17 protein-coding genes and 3 tRNA genes are annotated in these 20,443 nt (G+C 69.8%); 9 read left to right on the forward strand and 11 right to left on the reverse strand.

Annotated elements, in window-relative coordinates; translation table 11 throughout:
* Positions 1-47: 47 nt before the first annotated feature.
* Positions 48-1,460 (forward strand): acyl-CoA dehydrogenase family protein, encoded by a 1,413-nt coding sequence (locus AC1DWC_RS16470; protein ID WP_477909702.1) that lies wholly within the window; start codon positions 48-50, stop codon positions 1,458-1,460.
* A gap of 29 nt (positions 1,461-1,489) precedes the next feature.
* The gene (locus AC1DWC_RS16475) at positions 1,490-2,695 is read left to right on the forward strand and encodes an acyl-CoA dehydrogenase family protein (protein WP_477909704.1); all 1,206 of its coding nucleotides are present in this window, start codon (positions 1,490-1,492) and stop codon (positions 2,693-2,695) included.
* Positions 2,696-2,909: 214 nt separating this feature from the next.
* Here the strand turns inward: AC1DWC_RS16475 and AC1DWC_RS16480 are convergent, their stop codons facing one another.
* The gene (locus AC1DWC_RS16480; protein WP_477909706.1) at positions 2,910-3,143 is read right to left on the reverse strand and encodes a hypothetical protein; all 234 of its coding nucleotides are present in this window, start codon (positions 3,141-3,143) and stop codon (positions 2,910-2,912) included.
* 212 nt (positions 3,144-3,355) lie between these two features.
* On the opposite strand from AC1DWC_RS16480, the gene AC1DWC_RS16485 reads away from it, so the two are divergent.
* Complete coding sequence (locus tag AC1DWC_RS16485) at positions 3,356-4,981, forward strand: acyl-CoA synthetase (protein WP_477909708.1); 1,626 nt, start codon at positions 3,356-3,358, stop codon at positions 4,979-4,981.
* Between the two features lie 52 nt (positions 4,982-5,033).
* On the opposite strand, the gene AC1DWC_RS16490 is transcribed toward AC1DWC_RS16485, so the two are convergent.
* The 4 genes from AC1DWC_RS16490 to AC1DWC_RS16505 all read right to left on the reverse strand — a co-directional run bounded on the left by AC1DWC_RS16490 (position 5,034) and on the right by AC1DWC_RS16505 (position 6,029).
* Positions 5,034-5,110 (reverse strand) — tRNA-Met (locus AC1DWC_RS16490).
* 61 nt (positions 5,111-5,171) lie between these two features.
* Complete coding sequence (locus AC1DWC_RS16495; RefSeq protein WP_477909710.1) at positions 5,172-5,495, reverse strand: putative quinol monooxygenase; 324 nt, start codon at positions 5,493-5,495, stop codon at positions 5,172-5,174.
* Positions 5,496-5,749: 254 nt separating this feature from the next.
* Positions 5,750-5,826 (reverse strand) — tRNA-Met (locus tag AC1DWC_RS16500).
* A gap of 126 nt (positions 5,827-5,952) precedes the next feature.
* Positions 5,953-6,029: transfer RNA gene (locus tag AC1DWC_RS16505), tRNA-Met, on the reverse strand.
* A gap of 435 nt (positions 6,030-6,464) precedes the next feature.
* Between AC1DWC_RS16505 and AC1DWC_RS16510 the strand changes: the two genes are divergently transcribed.
* On the forward strand, positions 6,465-7,043 hold the full coding sequence (locus AC1DWC_RS16510) for a transglycosylase family protein (protein ID WP_477909712.1): 579 nt from the start codon (positions 6,465-6,467) through the stop codon (positions 7,041-7,043).
* A 92-nt stretch (positions 7,044-7,135) separates the two neighbouring features.
* On the opposite strand, the gene AC1DWC_RS16515 is transcribed toward AC1DWC_RS16510, so the two are convergent.
* Positions 7,136-10,084: a UPF0182 family protein gene (locus tag AC1DWC_RS16515; RefSeq protein ID WP_477909714.1), complete on the reverse strand. Its 2,949-nt coding sequence runs from the start codon at positions 10,082-10,084 to the stop codon at positions 7,136-7,138.
* A gap of 141 nt (positions 10,085-10,225) precedes the next feature.
* Here AC1DWC_RS16515 and AC1DWC_RS16520 point away from each other — a divergent pair, with 141 nt between their 5' ends.
* Positions 10,226-10,843, forward strand: coding sequence for a PPA1309 family protein (locus AC1DWC_RS16520; RefSeq protein ID WP_477909716.1), 618 nt, complete (start codon positions 10,226-10,228; stop codon positions 10,841-10,843).
* A 43-nt stretch (positions 10,844-10,886) separates the two neighbouring features.
* Here AC1DWC_RS16520 and AC1DWC_RS16525 read toward each other — a convergent pair whose 3' ends face one another.
* The 3 genes from AC1DWC_RS16525 to AC1DWC_RS16535 are packed head-to-tail and all read right to left on the reverse strand — an operon-like array spanning position 10,887 to position 12,615.
* Positions 10,887-11,213 carry a DMT family transporter gene (locus tag AC1DWC_RS16525; RefSeq protein ID WP_477843199.1) on the reverse strand — a complete coding sequence of 109 codons (327 nt, stop codon included), beginning with the start codon at positions 11,211-11,213 and terminating at the stop codon, positions 10,887-10,889.
* Positions 11,210-11,596: a DMT family transporter gene (locus AC1DWC_RS16530; protein WP_477909835.1), complete on the reverse strand. Its 387-nt coding sequence runs from the start codon at positions 11,594-11,596 to the stop codon at positions 11,210-11,212. Before AC1DWC_RS16530 ends, AC1DWC_RS16525 begins: the two co-directional genes overlap by 4 nt.
* Positions 11,593-12,615 (reverse strand): YlbL family protein, encoded by a 1,023-nt coding sequence (locus tag AC1DWC_RS16535; protein WP_477909718.1) that lies wholly within the window; start codon positions 12,613-12,615, stop codon positions 11,593-11,595. Before AC1DWC_RS16535 ends, AC1DWC_RS16530 begins: the two co-directional genes overlap by 4 nt.
* Before the next feature lie 124 nt (positions 12,616-12,739).
* Between AC1DWC_RS16535 and AC1DWC_RS16540 the strand changes: the two genes are divergently transcribed.
* The 4 genes from AC1DWC_RS16540 to AC1DWC_RS16555 all read left to right on the forward strand — a co-directional run bounded on the left by AC1DWC_RS16540 (position 12,740) and on the right by AC1DWC_RS16555 (position 17,445).
* Complete coding sequence (locus tag AC1DWC_RS16540; protein WP_477909720.1) at positions 12,740-14,113, forward strand: zinc-dependent metalloprotease; 1,374 nt, start codon at positions 12,740-12,742, stop codon at positions 14,111-14,113.
* Between the two features lie 119 nt (positions 14,114-14,232).
* The gene (locus tag AC1DWC_RS16545; RefSeq protein ID WP_477909722.1) at positions 14,233-15,126 is read left to right on the forward strand and encodes a hypothetical protein; all 894 of its coding nucleotides are present in this window, start codon (positions 14,233-14,235) and stop codon (positions 15,124-15,126) included.
* Between the two features lie 7 nt (positions 15,127-15,133).
* Positions 15,134-16,462 (forward strand): ABC1 kinase family protein, encoded by a 1,329-nt coding sequence (locus AC1DWC_RS16550; RefSeq protein WP_477909724.1) that lies wholly within the window; start codon positions 15,134-15,136, stop codon positions 16,460-16,462.
* Between the two features lie 68 nt (positions 16,463-16,530).
* Positions 16,531-17,445, forward strand: a complete 915-nt coding sequence (locus AC1DWC_RS16555; RefSeq protein WP_477909726.1) for an exodeoxyribonuclease III — start codon at positions 16,531-16,533, stop codon at positions 17,443-17,445.
* Positions 17,446-17,464: 19 nt separating this feature from the next.
* Here AC1DWC_RS16555 and AC1DWC_RS16560 read toward each other — a convergent pair whose 3' ends face one another.
* Together AC1DWC_RS16560 and AC1DWC_RS16565 are read right to left on the reverse strand one after the other, a co-directional pair.
* Positions 17,465-17,719, reverse strand: a complete 255-nt coding sequence (locus AC1DWC_RS16560; protein ID WP_174556673.1) for a WhiB family transcriptional regulator — start codon at positions 17,717-17,719, stop codon at positions 17,465-17,467.
* Positions 17,720-18,264: 545 nt separating this feature from the next.
* Positions 18,265-20,403 (reverse strand): ATP-dependent DNA helicase UvrD2, encoded by a 2,139-nt coding sequence (locus tag AC1DWC_RS16565; protein WP_245709368.1) that lies wholly within the window; start codon positions 20,401-20,403, stop codon positions 18,265-18,267.
* Positions 20,404-20,443: the final 40 nt, after the last annotated feature.

Below are 20,443 nucleotides of genomic sequence, written 5' to 3' on the forward strand. Positions count from 1 at the left end.
TCCAGAGTAAGATAAGGCCCGTCCAAGACCGAACACCGAGAAACCTGGTGATCATGAGCAAGCAAGACAGCGTTGTGAAATCGAACGGTGCCACGCGCGAGCCCCGCGACACTTCGGCCGTCGGCCTGAACCCGGTCAAGCGGGACGCCATGGGCGCCGCAATGCGTGTGCTGACCCGGATCACCGGTTCCGACCTGGCCGAGAAGTACAACCTCCGGCAGACCATCGACCGCGTCACCTACGAGGGCACCAAGACCGGCTTCAAGACGCTCGGCGCCGCCACCCGCACCTTCACCAAGGTCGCGGGCGGCAACCAGCCCAAGCGACTCCCCGACGGTGCCAGCAAGAACGCCGGCTACTTCGACCTCACGCCCAACGACGAGCAGCAGATGATCGTCGAGACGGTCCGGGACTTCGCCGCCGAGATCCTGCGCCCCGCCGCGCACGACGCCGACGAGGCCGCCGCCTCCCCCGCGGACCTGACCAAGCGGGCCGCCGAGCTGGGCATCACCCTCATCAACGTCCCCGAGGAACTCGACGGCGCGGCCAGCGAGCGTGGCGCCGTCACCAACTCCCTGGTGGCCGAGGCGCTCGCACACGGCGACATGGGCCTGGCCCTGCCGATCCTCGCGCCCAGCGGTGTCGCGGTCGCGCTCACCCAGTGGGGCACCGACGGTCAGCAGCGGACCTACCTGCCGGCGTTCACCGGCGAGCAGGTGCCCAATGCCGCGGTCGTGGTGAACGAGCCGCGGGCACTGTTCGACCCGTTTGCCTTGCAGACCAAGGCCGTCCGCTCCCCCAGCGGCTACAAGCTCAACGGCGTCAAGTCGTTCGTCCCCGCCGCCGCCGACTGCGAGCTGTTCCTGGTCGCCGCCGAGCTGGACGGCCGGCCCACCTTCTTCATCGTCGAGTCCGACGCCAAGGGCCTTGTCGTGGAAGCGGACCCGAGCATGGGCCTGCGCGCCGCCGGCCTCGGCCGACTGATCCTCACCGACGTTGCGGTGCCCGAGTCCGCGATCCTCGGCGACGGCGACGCGACGGCCCGCGCCGAGGACTACGCCAACGCGATCCGCCTGGCCCGCCTCGGCTGGGCCTCGATGGCGGTCGGCACCGGCCAGGCCGTCCTGGACTACGTGATCCCGTACGTCAACGAGCGCGAGGCCTTCGGCGAGCCGATCAGCCACCGCCAGGCCGTCGCCTTCATGGTGGCGAACATCGCCATCGAGCTGGACGGCCTGCGCCTGGTCACCCTCCGCGGCGCCTCCCGCGCCGAGCAGGGGCTGTCGTTCGCACGTGAGTCGGCGCTGGCCCGAAAGCTGGCGTCCGACAAGGGCATGCAGATCGGACTGGACGGCGTCCAGTTGCTCGGCGGCCACGGATACACCAAGGAGCACCCGGTCGAGCGTTGGTACCGCGACCTCCGAGCCATCGGCGTTGCCGAGGGCATCGTCCTCATCTGACGCCGCTGCTGCACCACTAGGAGACTGTGATGATCAACCTCGAACTCCCCAAGAAGCTCAAAGCCTCCGCGAACCAGGCGCACCAGGTCGCGGCGCAGATCATGCGGCCGATCTCGCGCAAGTACGACCTCGCGGAGCACGCCTACCCCAAGGAACTCGACACCATGGCCGCCATGGTCGAGGGCCTCAACGACTCGGGCGCGGGTGCGTCCGGCGCCGCGCTCGGGCGCGGTGACGCACCGAGCGTCATCGGAAATGCCAACGGCGGCAACATGTCCTCGCTGATGAACGTCATCGAGACCTGCTGGGGCGACGTGGGCCTGACCCTCTCCATCCCGTACCAGGGCCTTGGCAACTCGGCGATCGCCGCCGTGGCCACCGACGAACAGCTCGAGCGCTTCGGCAAGGTGTGGGCCTCGATGGCCATCACCGAGCCGAGTTTCGGCTCCGACTCGGCGGCGGTCACCACCACCGCCGTGCTCGACGGCGACGAGTACGTGCTCAACGGCGAGAAGATCTTCGTCACCGCCGGCGAGCGGTCCAGCCACATCGTCGTCTGGGCGAGCGTCGACAAGAGCAAGGGCCGTGCCGCGATCAAGTCGTTCGTGGTCCCGCGGGACGCTCCGGGCCTGAGCGTCGCCCGGCTCGAGCACAAGCTCGGCATCAAGGCGTCCGACACCGCGGTGCTGCTGCTGCAGGACTGCCGGATCCCGAAGGACAACCTGCTCGGCACCCCCGAGGTGAACGTCGAGAAGGGTTTCGCCGGGGTCATGCAGACCTTCGACAACACCCGCCCGATCGTCGCCGGCATGGCAGTGGGCCTCGGTCGCGCGGCCCTCGAGGAGCTCCGGACGATCCTCTCCGACGCCGGCGTGGAGGTCTCCTACGACACCCCCGCCTACAACCAGCACGCCGCGGCCGCCGAGTTCCTGCAGCTCGAGGCCGACTGGGAGGCGTCCTACCTCCTGTCGCTGCGTGCGGCATGGATGGCCGACAACAAGAAGCCGAACTCGCTCGAGGCGTCGATGTCGAAGGCCAAGGCCGGGCGCACCGGCACCGCGGTCTCGCTCAAGGCCGTCGAGCTCGCCGGCACCCTCGGCTACTCGCAGCGTCCCCTGCTCGAGAAGTGGGCGCGCGACAGCAAGATCCTCGACATCTTCGAGGGCACGCAGCAGATCCAACAGCTCATCGTCGCCCGCCGAATCCTCGGCAAGTCGTCGTCCGAGCTGAAGTAGCAGGTCAGGGCAGAACTACAGCACCAAGCCGCCCTCGTCGCAGTTAGCCGCGACGGGGGCGGTTTGCTGCGCCCGCCTAGACCATCGTCGGGTGATTGCCTGCGTGCGGCGGACTGCCCAGTCGGATCGCGGCTGCCACATACAGGGCAACGACAAGGCCAACTGCCACAGCAATAGATTTCCAAAGCGCACGTAACGGCATTGTCAAATGCAATCACACGGCAGGACGGCCGCACGCATCCAGGCCGTCGACGAACTGCGCGAGCAGGGAATCGACGAAGCCCCCACCTCGATTGAGGTGGGGGCTTCTTGTCGTTTGGCGGACCTGGTTGCCGCGCTGCTCCAGCTCGTCCACTGTCACCGCGTACGTGCCATCACCATTCGGGGTGGACGTGCACACGAAGTCGGCCCGCACTGTCGCCCCAAACTGATTCTGTGCATCCACCATGCCACGCACCTGATGCGCCCCATTCGCCAGCAGTCGCGTCGAATGCAGGTCCGGGAAGGCCCGTTTCGACCTAGGGGCACCGCGGCGAGGTTCGGCCTCGCCACGGTGCCCTTCCGCCGTTTCAAACCCTGCAGATTTGCGCGCCCGACATCTAGGCTGGATGCCGACCGACCCCGGCACTTTCGTATCCGTTTCCCAGGGGGCAGAACCACATGCCAGGCGCACTCAAGAAGGTCACCGACAACCTCGGAGCGGCGAGGGTCATTCTGCGCGCCGGCCTGGTGCCCATCCCGCGGGCGGACCGCGGCATCTACTCGATCCTCTCCGTGGACAGGTACGGGCCCTTCGCCGGGGTGGTCCACGCGCACGCCCGGAACGGACTCGACGCGGTCGCCGTCGTCGACGAGCGGGGCCAGCTCACCTACGCCGAGCTCGAGGAACTCTCCAACGCCCTGGTCCGTGCCTGGGTCGCGGACGGCGTCACGCCGGGTTCGGTGATGGGCGCGATGTGCCGCAATCACCGCGGCCTGGTGCTGGCCATGCTCGCGGCCGCCAAGGCCGGCACCAAACTCGTGCTGATGAACACCGGGTTCGCCCCGCCGCAGTTGATGGATGTCGCTGCCCGCGAACAGGTTCGAGCGTTCGTCTACGACGAGGAGTTCCAGGAGGTCGCGGACGCACTGCCCGCGGACGTGCGGCGCTACCTGTCCTGGGGCGAGGACCCCTCCGGACGGGTCCGCGCCCTGGACGAACTGGTGCTCGACCGGCCGACCGACACCGTGCCGCGCCCGCCCACGCACGGCAGCTTCGTACTGCTCACCAGCGGCACCACCGGAACACCCAAGGGCGCGCCCCGCGAACGCACCTCGGCGCTGTCCGCCGCGCAGTTCCTGGACCGGATCCCGCTGCGCAACGGCCAGACCATGGTGATGGCCGCGCCCGCGTTCCACGGCACCGGGCTCTCACAGGTCGGCGTCGCGCTGGCCCTCGGTCAGACCGTCGTGATGCAGCGCAACTTCGACCCCGAGGCGGCCCTCTCCCTGGTCGCCGAGAATCGCGCCGACACACTGGTGGTGGTGCCGACCATGTTGCAGCGCATCGTCGACCTCGGCGCCGAGACGGTGGCGAAGTACGACACCTCGAACCTCAAGGTGATCTTCGCGGCCGGCTCCGCCATCTCCCCCGACCTGTGCACCCGGACGACCGAGGCGTTCGGGCACGTCCTGTACAACCTCTACGGCTCAACGGAAGTCGCGGTCGCGACGGTGGCAACTCCCGCCGAACTCGCCCAGGCACCCGGCACCGCCGGCCGCGCGCCGGTCACCTGCCACGTGGAGTTGTACGACGACGCCGGCACCCGCATCACCAAGCCCGGACGGATCGGCCGGATCTTCGTCTCCAGCGGGCTGAGCTTCAACGGCTACACCGACGGCCGCGACAAGGAGCGCATCAACGGGCTGCTCTGCACCGGCGACGTCGGACACTTCGACGAGCACGGACTGCTGTTCGTCGACGGCCGCGACGACGACATGATCGTCTCCGGCGGCGAGAACGTCTACCCGCTCGAGGTCGAGAACCTGCTCGTCGCCCGTCCGGATGTCTTGGAGGCGGCGGTGATCGGCGTCGAGGACACCGAGTTCGGTCACCGCCTCAAGGCCTACGTGGTGACCGCCGCGGGCGCGCCGCGCGACGAACAGGACCTCAAGGCCTACGTCAAGACGCACCTCGCCCGGTACAAGGTGCCCCGCGAGGTGGTCTTCCTCGAGGAGTTGCCCCGCAATGCCACCGGCAAGTTGATGCGTCGGGTGCTGATCGAGATGGACTCGCCGTACACCTGAGTGCCCCGGAAACGACAAAAGCCCGGTCCTTGGGGACCGGGCTTTCGTACTTTGGTAGCGGGGACAGGATTTGAACCTGCGACCTCTGGGTTATGAGCCCAGCGAGCTACCGAGCTGCTCCACCCCGCGATGCACTTACTACTGTAGCCCACTTTTCGGACGTCAATTACCACTCACCCCGAGGGGGCCTCTAGTCGACGGCGAGCTCGCCCATCAGCGACCAGTCCGCGGCGTCGATCTTCGTGTTGATGATTCTCGGCGTGCTCACCAGCGCCGGCTTCAAGTCCCGCATCGCGTCCTGAAAGTGCCGGCTCTGCACGTGCGCAACGGCCGCCTCGTCGTCGCGGAAGGCCTCGACCAGAACGAAGACGTCGGGGTTCTCGGTCGAGCGGGACCAGTCGAACCACAGGTTGCCCGGTTCGCCCCGGGTCGCATCGGTGAACGGTTGCACCAGTTCGAGCCATCTGCCCGAATACTCGGGCCGCACAGTGAAGTTGACGACGATGAAGATCACGGCTTCCGCCCTTCGTCTTCGGACCACCGAACGTGTCCGTCGGGAACGAACCTACGCCGACCACCCGCAGAACCCCAGAGACGACAGAGACGACAGAGACGACAGATGCCCGACCCGAGAAGCCACACAAGCCCGGGCTCACCACCCCGGAAACGACGAAAGCCCGGGCTCACCACCCCTGAAACGACGAAAGCCCGGGCTCACCACCCCTGAAACGACGAAAGCCCGGTCCTGTGGACCGGGCTTTCGTACTTTGGTAGCGGGGACAGGATTTGAACCTGCGACCTCTGGGTTATGAGCCCAGCGAGCTACCGAGCTGCTCCACCCCGCGATGCACTTACTACTCTACACGAACTTCTGAGTGCCCCTGACCACCCGCCGTGGGCGCCGGTCCGACCACGACCGGCCGCACCCGGAAACGACGAAAGCCCGGTCCGAGGACCGGGCTTTCGTACTTTGGTAGCGGGGACAGGATTTGAACCTGCGACCTCTGGGTTATGAGCCCAGCGAGCTACCGAGCTGCTCCACCCCGCGATGCATGAACGAAGTTACACGAGTGCGCGAACGGAACACAAATCGCCAGTTCGACCCCGGCGAGGAGGGTCCGACGGGTGATCGGGGGCACAAAATGCCGGTGATCCCAGCCACATAACGGACAGGTAACAAACTCGCACCCTAACCGGCAACGATGCGGCGCGAGCTGGGGAAATGCCGGAATCCGAGCCCCCAAACCCATGGATTGAACAAACGTTCAGCTAAGTGACCCGCCTCGTTTTGATGCGTACGGTCGCCACCGGCCCGAAACAACCGGGCTGAGCCGACCCGCCGCTGCACGACTCTGCCCCGCGGGATCGGTACCCCAAAACCTTCGAGGGGCAGGGACGCGGCGCCATCTCGATGCCGGGCGATGTCGACAGTTTCGACCGCCCAGGCCGGCCCCGTCAGCAAGCGCGGAGAGGATTCACCCGCATGACCACTCGTAAGCTCAGCACTCGCGCACTTGGATTTGCAGCCGTCACCGGCGCCCTCGTCGCAGTCCCGTTCGGCCTCGCCACCGGCACCGCCTCCGCCGCCACCCACAACTGGGACGGCGTCGCGCAGTGCGAGAGCGGCGGCAACTGGGGCACCAACACCGGCAACGGCTACTACGGCGGCCTGCAGTTCTCGCAGAGCACCTGGACCGCCAACGGCGGCACCGGTTCCCCGCACGGCGCCTCGAAGGCCGAGCAGGTCCGCGTCGCCGAGAACACCCTGCAGAGCCAGGGCCCCGGCGCGTGGCCGCACTGCGGTCAGTACCTGACCACCGCCGCCGAGGAGACCCCGGCGCCGGCACCCATCGCCGAGCCCGCGCCCGCCGCCCCGGCCGCGGTCGCCCCGGTCGCTCCCGCCGTGCCGGTCCTGCCCCCGAGCTTCCCGGCGCCCTCTGCCGACCAGGTGAAGCAGGCCACCGATGCTGCCGTCTCGGCCGCCCACCAGGTCGGCTACGGCGACCAGGTCAAGCAGCTGATCGACTCGAACAACGTCTTCCTGGCCAGCCTCGCCCGCTGACCCGGCGACATCCCCCGTCGCTTCGCTCGCCCCGTCGACCGGAAAGGCCCCGCCATCGATGATGGCGGGGCCTTCCTCGTGTGCTGCCGGACCTACTTCGGCAGGCCCTGGTAGGCGTCGACCGCCTTCTGCAGTCGATCGAGCGCGGCGCCGTACGCGGCGAAGTCACCGCTCTGCTGCGTCGCGCGCAGGTTCGCCAGCGCGGCGTCGAGCTCCCCGACAACCGCGGCCGCGTTCGGCGCGAGCGGGGCCGGCGCCGTCTCCGGTGCGGGCGGCGTGCCACCGCTCGGCGGCGGCGTGGTCGCGCTGCCGCCCGGAGCCGTTGCGGTGCCGGATGTCCCGCCGTCGAAGACCTGGTCAAGCGCCTCGGCCAGGGTGGCGGCGTAACCCACCCGGATGCGGCCGGTCGGACCGGGCTCCTGGTAGCTGGCCAGCACCCGGGTCAGCTGCGGGAAGGTCGCCGTGTTGGCCCCGCTGCGCTCGGTGTACATCGGCTCCACGTAGAGGATGCCGCCCTTCGCGATGGGCAGCGCGAGCTGGTTGCCGTACTGGATCTTGTTGGTCTTCTCCAGCAGCGCCTTTTCCGAGCCGACCCGGGCGTCGGAGATCATCGAGTTCTGCGACTGCGCCGGCCCCTGCGTCTGCTTGTTGATCGGCAGCTGCAGCACGGTGATCTTGCCGTAGTCCTTGGGATCGGAGTTCACCGTGATGTAGGCGGAGAGGAACTCCCGGCGGAACCCGACCATCGGGCTGGTCAGCCGGAACGACGGATCCCCGGTCTGCTGATCACCCACCAGCACGTAGTACGGCGGCTCGTTCTCCTTCGAGTTCTCGACGGTCGGCTCGTTGGGCACCGACCAGAAGGCGTTGTTGGTGAAGAACTCTCGCGGATCGTCCACGTGGTACTTCGCGAGCATCTCGCGCTGCACCTTGAACAGGTCCTCCGGGTAACGGAAGTGCGCCCGCAGTTCGTCGGTGACCTCACTCTGCGGCTCCACCGTGCCGGGGAACACCCCCATCCAGGCCTTGAGGACCGGGTCCTTCTCGTCCACCTGGTAGAGCTTCACCGTGCCGTCGTACGCGTCGACGGTCGCCTTCACCGAGTTACGGATGTAGGAGACCTCCTTCTTGGGGAGCAGTCGGCCGGTGTTCGCGTCGACGCTGTCGGCCACCAGTCCCTCGAGCGAGCTGCGCTGCGCGTACGGGTAGTTGTCGAGCGTGGTGTAGGCGTCGACGATCCAGACGATCTTCCCGTCGACCGCCGCGGGGTAGGCGTCGCCGTCCGTGGTCAGCCACGGCGCCACCTCACCGACGCGGTCGCGGGGGTCCCGGTTGAAGATGATCTTCGAGTCGGAGCCGATCGTGCCGGAGAACAGGATGTTGCGCTCGGTGTACTTGGCCGCGAACGCCAGACGGTTGACCCAGTTGCCGAGCGGGACGCCGCCCTGGCCGTCGTAGGTGAACTTCGTGGTGTCCGTGTCGTACTCCCGCGGCGCCGAACCCGGCGTCCCACCGACGATCGAGTAGTCCTCGGCACCCTGGGCGATCACCTCGCCGTAGTAGATTCGCGGCTGGTCGACCTTGATGATCTGCTTGCCCTCGGCCAGCGACGCGATGTCACTGACCGTGTAGATCGGGTATCCCGCGTTGTTCGAGGAGTCCTGGGTCGGGTCCAGCACCGGGGCCGTCACCCGGTTGGCGGGCGCCGCCACCAGTCCGTCACCGTGCGTGAAGACGGTGTGCTTGTTGATCCAGTCGGTCTGGTTGCCCTGCAGGTTGTTCGGCGAGAGCTCGCGGGCCGCCACGATGTAGTCGGCCATCGAGCCGGCGATCGCGTAGCGGTCGATGTCCAGGGTCGGAGGGAACCCGTAGAAGTTCTGCCGCTGCTGCTGCTGCGTGAAGGTGGGCGAGAGCACGTTCGGGTCCAGCAGGCGCGCGTTGGCGATGGTGGTGACGTCGGCCGGCACGTCGCGCGGCGCCGCGGTGCCGTCACCCGAGTACGGCTGATACGTCACCTGCTCGTTGGTGATGCCGTACGCCTCGCGCGTGGCCGCGATGTTCCGCTCGATGTACGCGCTCTCCTTGTCCGCGGCGTTCGGCTTGACCGAGAACTGCTCGACCACCAGCGGGTACACCGCACCGACCAGCACCGAGGACAGCACCAGCAGACCGGTCGCCATCGCCGGAATCCGCATGTCCCGCATGAAGATCGCGGAGAAGAACGCGAGGGCGCAGATCACCGCGATGGCGAGCAGGATCAGCTTGGCCGGCAGCACCGCGTTGATGTCGGTGTAGCCGGCACCGGTGAAGGTGGGCTCCTTGCGGCCGCTCGTGAGCAGGGAGTAACGGTCGAACCAGTAGGCAACGGCCTTGAGGAGGACGAAGGTACCGGCCAGCACGGCCAGCTGGATGCGGGCGGACCTGGTCAGCGCGCCGTCGTGCCCGCTCAGCCGCAGCCCGCCAAAGACGTAGTGGGTCAGCAGGTTAGCGAGGAACGCGAGGATGACCGCCACGAACAGCCAGTTCAGCACCAGCCGGTAGAACGGCAGGTCGAAGGCGTAGAACCCGACGTCGAGTCCGAACTGCGGGTCCGTGATCCCGAACGACTCGCCGTGGACGAACATCTGTGCCGCAACCCAGTTCGACTGGGCGATGAGGCCGGCCAGGATGCCCATCGCGATCGGGATACCGACCCCGAACACCCTGAGCCGGCTCATGACCGTGGTGCGGTACCGCGCGATCGGATCGTTCGGTCCGGCGACCGGCACGAACACCGGCCGGCTGCGGTACGCGAGGAACAACGCGAGGAAGGTGGCGAGACCGATGAGGAGTCCGAAGACGACGAACATCGCCACGCGCGTGAACAGCACCGTGGTGAAGACCTCCCGGAAGCCGACCTCGCCGAACCACAGCCAATTTGTGTAGGTGTCGATCAGCCGGGGTCCGATCAGCAGCAGCGCCGCCGCAACGAGTGCCAGCACCAACAACACTCGGCTCCGTCGGGACAACGTCGGTAGACCGGTGGGGGGCCGCATGCCCACGTGCCACTCTCCGTATTTCAGGCGGCACGCCAGGCGCCGCGGTTGCGGCGGTGACGTGCACCGCCGTGGTTCCGTCCACTGTACGTCGATTCGCGGACCGGCAAGGCGCCTGCCGTCCCGGCGAGGTGGGAGGATGGTCGGGTGAGTGATTTCGACGGCCTCGACTACGGCTACCAGCCAGACCTCTCCCCCGACGCCCTGCCGCGCTGTGTGCGCGAGGTCGCCGACTTCGCGGACGCGGGCGGCTGGGGCCGGCCCCCGCAGATGTTCGCCCTCGTCCCGACCGCCGTGCTGGCCGCCGCCGAGCCGGAGCTGCACGACCAGCTCGAGGACGGCGCCGAGCTGACCCCGATCGAGCAGGAGCCGTTCCCGGACGACGTCGGCGGCGGCTCACCCGCCCTCGACGAGTTCCTCGCGACCACCAGCTGGCCCGAGGGCGTCGTCGGGTGTGTCCTGGTGCAGGAGATCGTGGTGCTGCCGCCGACCGCCGAGTCCGACCTGGACCACGCGGTCGCGCCGGTGCTCACCGACGAGCACGCCGCCGACGAGATCGCCCGGGCCACCGCCCAGGCCCACCCGGAGCGGCGCGCGGCCAGACTGATCGCCGCAGTGCTGCGAGACGGGCCGTCCGCCTGCGTCCTGCAACTGATGCCCGAGGACGACGACGACGCGGAACCGGAACTGGTCACCTACGACGACCTCGCGCCGAACCTGGTGCACGCGCTGTACGCGACGTTCGACGCCTCCGACGACGACTGAGTCCGGGCGCAGACCGGCACGCGGTCGGCCCACGACCACGGGGTCAGCCCGCGACCGAGCCGAGCTCGATCAGCAGCACGCCGCCGATGATCAGGGCGATGCCGAAACGCATCGTCCTGGTCAGCGGCTCGCCGAAGACCACGCGACCGAGGACGGCGGTGAGCGCAACGCCGCACGCCACCCAGATGCCGTAGACCACCCCCACCGCCATGCCCCGCGCGAGCACCACCGCGATCAGCCCGAACGACGCGAGGTAGCCCAGGACCACGGGCGCGATCCACCTGCGCCGAGTGAAGCCGTCGGACGCCTTCAGGCTCAGCGTCGCCGTCACCTCCAGCACGATCGCGGCCATCAGCAGCACCCAGGTCACCGCGACAGCTCCGACCCGACCGGCACGTCCGTGTCGGCCAGTGCCCGCGCCCGGGCCTCCTCGGCCTTCTGCGAACCCACCTCCACGATGAGGACGCCGCCGATGACCAGCACGATCCCCGCACCCATCAGCCAGGTCAGCGCGTCACCGAACAGCCAGGCCGCCAGGATCGCGGTCGCGGTGACCCCGCTCGCGCCCCAGATGCCGTAGGCGACGCCCACCGGCATCTGCCGCTTCAGGACCGCCGCCAGGAACACGAACGAGGCACCGTAACCGGCCACCACCAGCACGTACCACCCCGGGTGGTCGACGGCCGCGCGCAGCGACAGCGTGGCGGTGACCTCGCTGACGATCGCGCCGACCAACAGCAGCCACCTCATCAGCAGGCGGGTGCGTCGCCGCCGGCGTTCAGCGAGTCCAGCGCCTCGACCGCACCGTCGAGGTTCTCCACCTTGACCAGTCGCAGCCCGTCCGGGGTGCGCTGGCGGGCCTCGTCGCAGTTGCGCGCCGGCACCAGGAAGGTGGTCGCACCGGCGTCGCGGGCGGCCATCAGCTTGTACTGGATGCCGCCGATCGGGCCGACGTCGCCGCCGGAGTCGATGGTGCCCGTGCCCGCGACGAACTCCCCGCCGCTCAGCTCGCCCGGGGACAGCTTGTCGATCACCGCCAGGGTGAACATCAGCCCCGCCGACGGCCCGCCGACCTCCGCCAGGTTGAAGTCGACGGTGAACGGGACCTCCGGATTCTCCGTCGGGGTGATGCCCAGGTAACCGGCGCCGTGTCCGCCCGGGCGTTCGCCGAGCGTCACCGGCACCGTCAGGTCCTGGCCGTCGCGCCGGACCCCGATCTGGACCACCGTGCCCGGGCTCAGCGCGGCCACGGACTTCTGCACCTCGCCGACGGTGCGCACCGGCTCACCGTTGACCGTCAGCAGTTGGTCGCCCTCGCGCAGCGCCCCGGCGGCCGGCCCGTCCGCCGACACGTCGGACACCTCGACCGCGACCGGCAGGTTCAGGTAATTCAGCGCGGCCAGCTCAGCGGAACTCTCCGACTGCTGCATCTCCTGGGTGTTCTCCTCCTTGACCTGGTCCCGGGTCTTCTCCGCCGGGTACACCTCCTCGCGCGGCACCAGTCCGTGGCGGCCGCTGAGCCAGTAGCCGAAGGCCTCGAAGATGTTCAGCCCGTCCCGCACCGAGACGGTGGTCATGTTGAGGTTGCCCGACGTCGGATCGACCTCGGTGCCCTTGATCTCGACGACCTGCTTGCCGTCCACCTCGCCGAGGGTGTTGAAGGTGGGGCCGGGACCGAGCGCCACGAACGGCACCGTCACCGACATCCCGAACAGCAACAGCGCCAGCACCGGCACGAGCGCAGCGACCAGGGTGACAATCCGTCGATTCACCCGGCCCAGCGTAGAGGTCGGGCGGCGGCGGGAGAGTAGAGGAGGCCCGCGGGTCGCGGTGATGTTCGCCCTCGGCGTCATTTCCCGTGTCACCACACGCCGCGTCGCCTTGTACCGTTGAGATATGAGCAATCTGCCGTTTGGTTTCTCGAACTCCGACGACGACTCCGACCCCGACAAGGGGCCCGGCCAGGGAGGCCAGGGCGATCCGTTCGGTTTCGGTGCGCAGGGCTTCGACCCGGCGGCGTTGGGCCAGATGCTGACCCAGTTCGGCCAGATGCTCAGCGGCATGGGCAACTCGATGGGCTCCGGCGGCTCCGCCGGGCCGGTGAACTACGACGTCGCCAAGCAGCTCGCGAAGCAACAACTGGGCACGGTCGCCCCGATCGCGGAGGGCACCGGTTCCGCGGTCGCGGACGCCGCGCACCTCGCCGAGCTGTGGCTCGACGGGGCGACGACGCTGCCGGCGGGCGCCACCCGGACGGTCGCGTGGACGGCGGCCGACTGGCTCGACAACACCCTCGACACCTGGAAGCGGCTGTGCGACCCGGTCGCCGAGCAGATCTCCGGCATGTGGGCCTCCGGCCTGCCCGAGGAGGCCCGCGAGATGGCCGGGCCGATGATGGGCATGCTCACGCAGATGGGCGGACTCGCGTTCGGCTCGCAGCTCGGCCAGGCCCTCGGCCAGCTCTCCTCCGAGGTGCTCACCTCCACCGACATCGGCCTGCCGCTGGGGCCGACCGGAGTGGCCGCGCTGCTGCCCACGGCCATCGAGAAGTTCAGCGAGGGGCTCGAGCAGCCGGACCGCGAGATCCTGGTGTTCCTCGCCGCCCGCGAGGCCGCGCACCAGCGGCTGTACGTGCACGTGCCGTGGCTGCGTCAGCGACTGCTCGCCACCGTCGAGGAGTACGCGCGTGGCATCCGGATGGACTTCTCCGCGATCGAGGAGGCCGCGCAGGGCATCGACCCGAGCGCGCTGACCGATCCGTCGAAGATCCAGGAGATCCTGCAGCAGGGCGCCTTCGAACCGCAGACCACCCCCGAGCAGAAGCAGGCCCTCGAACGCCTCGAGACTCTGCTGGCCCTGATCGAGGGCTGGGTGGAGACGGTGGTCGCGGCCGCTCTCGGCGATCGGCTGCCCGGCGTGGCCGCGCTCAGCGAGACGCTGCGTCGTCGCCGCGCGACCGGCGGACCGGCCGAGCAGACCTTTGCCACCCTCGTCGGTCTCGAGTTGCGGCCCCGCAAGGTCCGCGAGGCCGCGCAGCTGTGGCGTCAGCTCACCGAGGCCGGCGGCATGGAGGGACGCGACAGCGTCTGGGCGCACCCGGACCTGCTGCCGGACCCGAGCGACCTCGACGACACCGCGGCCTTCGTCGACCGGGTGATCGGCGGTGATTCGAGCACCTTCGACCCGATGGCCCTGCTCGAGGAGACCGAGGCCCGTGAGCGGGAAGAGGGCCGCGGACCGTCCGCGGACCCGGAGCGCCCGACCGACTGATCCGTCGAGTTTCGACAGATCCGGAGAAGACACGAAACACCTGGTCCGGGGGCCGTGAGCCTGTGGACAACCGGCTCCGGAACGGCCGTCGCGGCGGACGGGGCTGACAGAGTCGGTGCATGGCACCGGCCCCCGTCCCCGCAGCCGGACCGCAGCTCGATCCGCGGATCCCGGTCCTGCTCCGGCCCAGCGGCACCCTCCAGCTCGGCTGGGACCCCGAGCGCGCCCTGCTGCTCGCCGCGCCCGAGGGTGTGGCGCCCGCGGCGCTGGCGGGGCTGCTGCGCCTGCTCGACGGCCGGCACTCGCGTCCCGACGTGCTCTGGCAGGCGCACCTGATCGGCATCGGCCTCGTCGACATCGCCCGGATCCTCGCCGAACTGGCCGCGGCGGACCTGCTCGTCCCCGCCGCCAGTGGGGCGGATCGATCCGTGCACATCCACGGGCGTGGCCCGCTCTCGGACGGCCTCGCGACCGCGCTGACCCGGGGTCGGCTGCGGTTGAGCCGGTCGCGCCCGCTCGAGGGGTCCGCGGAGCGGTCGGCCCGCCGGGCGGACTGCGTCGTGCTCGCCGACGACCTGGTGCCCGACCCCGGGCTCGTCGCCGAACTCGTCGCCGCCCGGGTCCCCCACCTGCAGGTGCGGTTGCGCGACGGCCGCGGCATCGTCGGGCCACTGGTGCTGCCGGGCCGCACCAGCTGCCTGCGCTGCGCGGACCTGACCCGCAGCGACCGGGACCCCGAGTGGCCGCACCTGGCCGCGCAGCTGCTCGGTGCGGTCGGACACGCCGACCAGGGCACGGTACTGGCGACCGTCGGCCTGGCGCTGGGCGAGCTGGACACCGTCCTCGACGTCAACCCGGCGCACCCGCCCGCCACGCTCGACACCACACTCGAACTGGACGTGACCTCACCGGCTCTGATCAGGCGGCGGTGGCGGCGACATCCCCGGTGCGGATGCCACGAGCCGCCCACCGAGCCCGGGGCGGTGGGCGAACCGGTCGATCGTCAGACATGATGGAGTGGTGTCTGACATCCCCCGCCGCAGCTCCGCCCGCACCGCCAAACTGGCAAGCATTCCGATCGGTATCGCGGGCCGGGCGGCCGTCGGGTTCGGACGCAAGCTGGCGGGCGGCGACCGCGGGGAGATAGACGCGAAGCTCGCCTCGCAGGCCGCCGAACAGCTGTTCACCGTGCTCGGCGAGCTCAAGGGCGGGGCCATGAAGCTCGGGCAGGCACTGAGCGTGATGGAGGCCGCGGTGCCCGAGGAGTTCGCGGAGCCGTACCGGGACGCGCTGACCAAGCTGCAGGCCGAGGCACCGCCGCTGCCCGCCCGCAAGGTGCACAAGGTGCTCGACAGCCAGCTCGGCACCAAGTGGCGCGAACGGTTCAGCAGCTTCGACGACGTGCCCACGGCCTCGGCGAGCATCGGCCAGGTGCACCGCGCGGTGTGGTCGGACGGCCGCGACGTGGCGGTGAAGGTGCAGTACCCCGGGGCCGACGAGGCGTTGCGGGCAGACCTCAAGACCCTGTCGCGGCTCGCCGGGATGTTCAACTCGGTGATGCCGGGCGCGGACGTCAAGCCGGTGCTCGACGAACTGAGCGCGCGCACCGAGGACGAACTGGACTACCGGATCGAGGCGGACAACCAGCGCGCCTTCGCGGCCGAGTTCGACGGCGACCCGAAGTTCGCGATCCCCAAGATCGTCGCCAGCGCACCGAAGGTCGTGGTCAGCGAGTGGATGTCGGCGACTCCGCTGTCGACGATCATCACCACGGGGACCGTTCTTCAGCGCAACAGTGCCGGGGCCCTGCTCGCCGAGTTCCACTTCGCCTCCCCGGCCCGGGTGGGTCTGCTGCACTGCGACCCGCACCCGGGCAACTTCATGATGCTGCCCGACGGCCGACTCGGCGTGCTCGACTTCGGTGCCTGCGCCCCGATGCCCGGCGGCCTGCCCTCGGTGCTGGGCCGGATGGTCCGCCTCGCCCTCGACCAGCGGTTCAAGGAGCTCACGGAGCTGTTGCGCGACAACGGATTCGTGCTCCCCGGCAAGACGGTCACCCACCAGGAGATTTCCGACTACCTGCGTCCGTTCACCGACCCGATCCACACCGAGTCCTTCCATTTCACCCGGACGTGGCTGCAGCGCGCGGCGGGCACGGCGACGGACTTCTCCTCCCAGCACTTCCGTACCGCCCGGGCACTGAACATGCCGGCCGAGTACGTGATGATCTTCCGGGTGCTGCTCGGGTCCGTCGGGATCTGCGCGCAACTCGACGCGGAGGCGCCGTACATGGGGATCCTGACGCAGTGGCTGCCGGGCTTCACCGACGAGGTGCAGCGGGCCGAGTGACAACGGCCCCTCGCCGGCGCACCGAGTGCTCGGTGCCGTCGTGAACGCGCTGCCTACACTGTGCGATCGTGCGGATCGCGACATTCAACCTCAACGGCATCCGGGCCGCGCAGCGGCGGGGTTTCGAGCAGTGGCTGCGGGAGCGGCGCCCCGACGTGGTCGCGTTGCAGGAGTTGCGAGCACCCGCGTCCGCGATTCCCCCCGACGTGTTCGGCCCGTACCACCTCGCCTACGACGCCGGGACGCTCGCCGGGCGTAACGGCGTCGCCGTCCTCACCCGGCGCGCGCCCGCGGCGGTACGGACCTGGACCGGCACCGCACTGCTCCGAGCGCCCGATGAAACTCACACCGACACAGTCGAACTCGGCCCGGTTTCGCTGGCACGGGGACTGCGCGAGTTCGCCGGTCAGGGCAGGTACCTCGAGGTGGACCTCGCCGAGGCGCCGATCACGGTCGCGTCGCTGTACCTGCCGAAGGGCGGCCTCCCCGCACACCTGCAGAAGCCGGGGCGGATGCGTGAGGCGCCGGACGGCGGCGCCCGCTACGAGCGCAAGATGCGCTTCCTCGACGCTTTCGCGCGTCAGCTGACGCGCTCGCGCCGCGACGCCCGCGCCCAGGGCCGGGAACTGCTGCTCATGGGCGACCTCAACATCGCGCACACCCACCACGACGTGCGGAACTGGCGGCGCAGTGCTCAGGCCGAGGGCTACCTCCCCGAGGAACGTCAGTGGTTCGACTCGATCCTCTCGCCGCGCACGCTCGTGGACGTGGTCCGCAGCCGGCATCCGGACACCGACGGCCCGTACACCTGGTGGTCGTGGCTGGGGCAGTCGTTCACCAACGACGTCGGCTGGCGCATCGACTACCACCTCGCGACACCGAGGCTCGCTCGGACGGCCATCGCCGCCGGCACCGACCGCGAACCGGCAGCGGACCGACGGATGAGCGATCACGCCCCCGTCGTGGTCGACTACGACCTCTGATCCGCCGCCGACCCGTCGGTCAGGCGCAGACCGCCACCTTCCGGGGGCGACCGCGGGGACGCTTGCGGGCGATGACGACACCCTGGTCGAGGATCTCGCCGCCCCACACCCCCCACGGCTCGGCACGGTCGAGGGCCGCGCTCAGGCATCGGGCGCGGATGGGGCACTGCACGCACAGGGACTTGGCCTGTTCGAGTTCGGCGGGGGTCTCCGCGAACCAGAGGTCGGGGTTGTCGGCTCGGCACGGCAGCTCGCGTCGCACGACGCCGATCACGGTCGGCTCGCTCGTGGCGGTCCGGAAATCGTCTCGGCAGGTGACGGTTGGCACGTCATGCTCCTTAGGCTTCTTCGGTGGTGTCAGGTCGTGGTGCGAACCTGTAGCCGGGCCTGGAGCTTGGTGCTCGAAACAAGAAGGCCACGGTCCGCTGGTGCGTCCGTGGCCGAGAGGAAGGAGATGATTCCTACCGAGTGATGACTCGGGGTCTACTCCTGGGCACGGACGAGAGGGCTGCTGCGTCGGCTGCATGCACTGCGAGGAGTGCATCTGCTGCGCGATGGCGCAGGACGCGATTCGGCGTCGCCGACCACGCTGCCGCGGGCAGGTGAGCGGCGGGAGCGATGCGAGTGGTCGCTGCGACGCCTGGCGCGCTGCCGTTCCAATCGATCATTGCCAATCACCTCCCTTTCCCTCGTGCGGACTGTGGTTCCTTATTTGGTCCAACGACGGCGAGCCGAAGCTCGCCGCGTCGGAAACCAGGGTATGCGGTCTCCCACAAACCGCACAACCCATTTTTGACCTGCGGTTTTCCTACAATCCGGTCACGGCGCCAGTTCCGGGTCGCCGACCGGGGTCTCGCCCCGCACCACCGCGAGGACGTCCTCCCCGTACCGTTCGAGCTTCGCCGCGCCGATCCCGGGGATCGCAACCAGGCCGCGGTCGTCCTTCGGCTGCTGCTCGGCGATCGCGGTGAGCGTGGCGTCGCTGAACACCACGTAGGCGGGCACCTTCAGCTCCTTCGACTTCTCGGACCGCCAGGCCTTGAGCGAGTCGAACAACGCGGCGTCGAGGTTCGACGGGCACGACTCGCAGCGCCCGAGCATCGTCGCCGCGGTGCCGAGCAGCGGCTTGCCGCACACCCGGCAGCGCGGCCGCTTCTTCGGCGTTGCCGCGGGCGCCGCGATCCGGGACGCCGGCGAGTCCTCCGGGATCAGGCCGTGCAGGAAGCGGGACCGACGCCGCGACTTGCGGCCGCCCTCGTTGCGGGCCAGCGCCCAGGACAGCTGCAGGTGCTCGCGGGCGCGGGTGACGCCGACGTAGAGCAGTCGCCGCTCCTCCTCGATCGCCGCCTCGTCACCGGGTGACTTGCTGTCCCCCAGCGCGTGCGCGATGGGCAGCGTGCCGTCGGCGAGCCCCACGAGGAACACCGCGTCCCACTCGAGCCCCTTGGCCGCGTGCAGCGAGGCCAGCGTCACACCCTGCACGGTCGGTGGGTGCCGGGCCTCGGCCCGGGCGGCGAGGTCACGCAGCAGCCCGGCCAGGTCCAGGTCCGGCTCGTGGGTGAGCAGGTCCTCGGTGAGCTGGACCAGGGCGCCCAGCGAGGCCCAGCGCTCGCGCGCCTGCGCGCCCACCGGTTCGGTGTCGGTGAGTCCGAGCGGCACCAGGACCGCGCGGACCAGGGTGACCAGGGCCGGGCCGTGGTCGGCGCCTTCGGGCAGGTCGTCACGGGACGCGGCCTGACGCAGCGCGGAGACCGCCTGCCGGACCTCCTGCCGCATGAAGAAGCCCTCGCCACCACGCAACTGGTACGGGATGTCGAGTTCGGTCAGGGCCTGCTCGTGCGCCTCCGACTGCGCGTTGATCCGGTACAGCACCGCGATCTCCGCGGCCGGGGTGCCCGCGGCGATGAGCTTCTGGATCGCCTTCGCCACCCCCGCCGCCTCGGCGGGCTCGTCGTCGAACTCGGCGAACTCCGGCTCGGGCCCGGGCGCGCGCTGACCGATCAGCTGCAGCCGGGAGCCGGCGATCCGGCCGCGGGCCGCGCCGATCACCCGGTTCGCCAGGGAGACCACCTCCGGGGTGGACCGGTAGTCCCGTTCCAGGCGGACGACGGTGGCGTCCGGGAACCGTCGGGAGAAGTCGAGCAGGTAGCGCGGGGTGGCGCCGGTGAACGAGTAGATGGTCTGGTTCGCGTCGCCGACGACGGTGAGGTCGTCGCGGTCCCCCAGCCACGCGTCGAGCACCCGCTGCTGCAGGGGCGTCACGTCCTGGTACTCGTCCACCACGAAGCAGCGGTAACGGTCCCGGAACTCCTCGGCCACCGAGGAGTTCTCCTCGAGTGCGGCGGCCGTGTGCAGCAGGAGGTCGTCGAAGTCCAGCAGCATGCCGTCGCCGCGGACCTTGAGCGCCTCGTAGGCGGCGTACACGTCGGCGACCTTGCCGGGGTCCGCGGGCGGCTCACGCCGGGAGCGGGCCGCAGCCGCCGCGTAGTCCTCGGGCGCGATCAGCGACGCCTTCGACCACTCGATCTCGCCGGCGAGGTCCCGGACGCTCTCGGTGCTGGTGGACAGGCCGGCCCGGTTCGCGGCCTGCGCCACGATGGTGAACTTGCGGTCCAGCAGCTCCCACGGGGTGTCGCCGACCACCTGCGGCCAGAAGTAGCGCAGCTGGCGCAGCGCCGCGGCGTGGAAGGTGCGGGCCTGCACCTGGCTGGCGCCCTCCCCGATGCCGAGGGTGCGCAGCCGGGCCCGCATCTCGCCGGCCGCACGGGCCGTGAACGTGACCGCGAGCACCTGCCCGGCGGAGACGTGACCGCCCGCGACCAGGTGGCCGATCCGTCGGGTGATGGTGCGGGTCTTGCCCGTCCCGGCCCCCGCGAGCACGCAGACAGGGCCGCGCGGGGCCAGTACTGCGGCCGACTGCTGAGGGTCCAGACCGGTGTCGGTGTCGGCGGCTGACATGACGGCCATTCTGTCAGGGACCACCGACATCGAGCCCATC

The organism is Rhodococcus sp. P4_C10, assembly GCF_056402135.1.

Bases quoted from the DNA above. Each gene is read 5' to 3' on its own strand.
- AC1DWC_RS16475 (WP_477909704.1), top strand. From the start codon at position 1,490: ATGATCAACCTCGAACTCCCCAAGAAGCTCAAAGCCTCCGCGAACCAG.
- AC1DWC_RS16480 (WP_477909706.1), bottom strand. From the start codon at position 3,143: ATGGTGGATGCACAGAATCAGTTTGGGGCGACAGTGCGGGCCGACTTC.
- AC1DWC_RS16485 (WP_477909708.1), top strand. From the start codon at position 3,356: ATGCCAGGCGCACTCAAGAAGGTCACCGACAACCTCGGAGCGGCGAGG.
- AC1DWC_RS16510 (WP_477909712.1), top strand. From the start codon at position 6,465: ATGACCACTCGTAAGCTCAGCACTCGCGCACTTGGATTTGCAGCCGTC.
- AC1DWC_RS16540 (WP_477909720.1), top strand. From the start codon at position 12,740: ATGAGCAATCTGCCGTTTGGTTTCTCGAACTCCGACGACGACTCCGAC.
- AC1DWC_RS16545 (WP_477909722.1), top strand. From the start codon at position 14,233: ATGGCACCGGCCCCCGTCCCCGCAGCCGGACCGCAGCTCGATCCGCGG.
- AC1DWC_RS16565 (WP_245709368.1), bottom strand. From the start codon at position 20,403: ATGTCAGCCGCCGACACCGACACCGGTCTGGACCCTCAGCAGTCGGCC.